This is a genomic window from Rhizobium sp. PEPV16, assembly GCF_008919455.1.
In the GTDB taxonomy this organism is placed as follows: domain Bacteria; phylum Pseudomonadota; class Alphaproteobacteria; order Rhizobiales; family Rhizobiaceae; genus Rhizobium; species Rhizobium leguminosarum_Q.
Genome location: NZ_VSZV01000253.1, coordinates 1 through 1,840, shown reverse-complemented (window position 1 = coordinate 1,840; position 1,840 = coordinate 1). Strand labels below are relative to the sequence as shown.

Genomic DNA, 1,840 nt, shown 5'->3' with positions numbered 1-1,840 from the left:
CGGGCATCGAGGAGCAGATCGTAGCGTTGCGCGACGAACTCGCGGAACTGACGCGCCTCGTCGGCAAGAGCTCACGCCACCAGGGCGAGAAAATCCGCAGCCAGGCCGGTGCCGGCTATGAGGAGCTGCTTGGCCGTAGCGAGGATCTGCTGCGCGAACTGCAGCACGGCTATGAGCGCGGCGCGACGGAAATGCGCGAGACCGTGCGCAAGCATCCCTTAGCGACCATCGGCGCCGCGGCCGCTTTCGGCCTTGCCATCGCCTTCCTCGCCCGGCGCTGAGGAAGCGCGATGCTCTTACCAATCCTCAGCCTGTTGACAGGCGCAAGCGTGCACCGGACCGTTGCGCGCGCCAAGCGCAACGGCATCTTCATTGCGCTTGCCGTGCTCTTCCTTCTCACCGCCTACGCGCTGGCCGTCACCGCCGGCGCCATCTGGCTTGCCGGCATCTACGGCCCGGTCGGCGCGGCTCTCTTCCTGGCCGCCTGCGCGCTGCTGATCGCCATCATCGCCCTGGTGGCGATGTCGATCATCAACGCCCGGGAAGCACACCGCACCCGCGAACGCCGTGCGGCGCTCGAATCGCTGGCAACGGTCGGGCTCGGTCTTATCCGCGCCCAGCCGCTCCTGACCGCCGGTGTTTTGGCAGCAATCGTCGCGGCCAATCTGATAGGGTCAAAGCGCGAGGATTGAAGAGGCATTGGCTCTCCTGATCGTTCTGAGAACGACGAGGAGAAGCGGGTTTGCGTATCAGCAGGATTGGGGTAGGACGCCGACCCCTCCCTCATTCCTGTGACAAGCACAGGAATGAGGATGAGAGGTAGTGCCTCTAATGGCCGTCCCATCCCGTGGAGCCCGTCCTTCTCCCACCCTTACAACGCAAAAAAGCCGGCGCCCCGAGGGGCGGCCGGCTTTCCTCCCAAATATAACTCTTGTCAGAACGCGAAAGCCTTCGATGTCAGCGGCGCCGAGGTGGCGTCGGGGCCGAAATCAGCCTCGCCTGAGATCTGCAGCAACTCCTGCAGCCGCTGGCGGGCCCGGTTGACGCGGCTCTTGATGGTGCCCACGGCGCATCCGCAGATTTCGGCCGCCTCCTCGTAGGAAAAACCCGAGGCGCCGACGAGGATGATCGCCTCGCGTTGATCCGGCGGCAGCTGGTCGAGCGCCTTCTTGAAGTCCTGCAGATCGAGCGCGCCATATTGCGAGGGGTGCATCGCCATCGATTCGGTGAACAGCCCGTCGCTGTCCTGCACTTCGCGACCGCTCTTGCGCATTTGGCTGTAGAGTTCGTTGCGCAGGATCGTAAAGAGCCAGGCCTTCATATTGGTGCCCATCTCGAAATGATCCTGTTTGGCCCAGGCTTTCATGATGGTGTCCTGGACGAGATCGTCGGCACGATCGTGCCGCCCGATGAGCGAGATCGCGAAGGCGCGAAGGCTTGGGAGTGCCGCCAGCAGTTCCCGCTTGAAGCTGGGTTGCGATTTGTCTTCCATGCGACGATCCTATTCGGCCATCTTGGCAGAAGCCATCATTTCAGCATGGTCGAGCTTTTCGAGAAGGTCGAGAAAACGATCGGGAATCGCCTCGTCCTGTGCAGCCGCATAGAGCGACCGCAGCCTGACGCCGATCTGGTTGTTCGGGTCCAGGATGTCGCTGGCCCGCAACTCCAGCTTTCGCTGATCGGCTGCTTCTTTCTTGCGTGTAGTCATCAATTCGTCTTCTCGCCGGTTGTCTGTCCAGAGCATGATGCCGAAAAGTGGGAGCGGTTTTCGGACGACATCATGCTCTAACTTGCTAATTTAGAACAGGATTCAGATTTTAGGCCGACCCGGCCTAAAATC

At 61.7% G+C, this 1,840-nt stretch carries 4 protein-coding genes; 2 read left to right on the top strand and 2 right to left on the bottom strand.

What is annotated here, in order from left to right:
• On the top strand, nucleotides 1-281 hold a 281-nt coding region (locus FY112_RS09795; RefSeq protein WP_151518293.1), incomplete at its 5' end, for a DUF883 family protein.
• 9 nt (nucleotides 282-290) lie between these two features.
• Nucleotides 291-692, top strand: coding sequence for a hypothetical protein (locus tag FY112_RS09790; protein WP_131619575.1), 402 nt, complete (start codon nucleotides 291-293; stop codon nucleotides 690-692).
• Nucleotides 693-934: 242 nt separating this feature from the next.
• Here FY112_RS09790 and FY112_RS09785 read toward each other — a convergent pair whose 3' ends face one another.
• Together FY112_RS09785 and FY112_RS09780 are read right to left on the bottom strand one after the other, a co-directional pair.
• Nucleotides 935-1,492 carry an RNA polymerase sigma factor gene (locus FY112_RS09785; RefSeq protein ID WP_003542247.1) on the bottom strand — a complete coding sequence of 186 codons (558 nt, stop codon included), beginning with the start codon at nucleotides 1,490-1,492 and terminating at the stop codon, nucleotides 935-937.
• 9 nt (nucleotides 1,493-1,501) lie between these two features.
• Complete coding sequence (locus FY112_RS09780) at nucleotides 1,502-1,708, bottom strand: NepR family anti-sigma factor (protein ID WP_024319398.1); 207 nt, start codon at nucleotides 1,706-1,708, stop codon at nucleotides 1,502-1,504.
• Nucleotides 1,709-1,840: the final 132 nt, after the last annotated feature.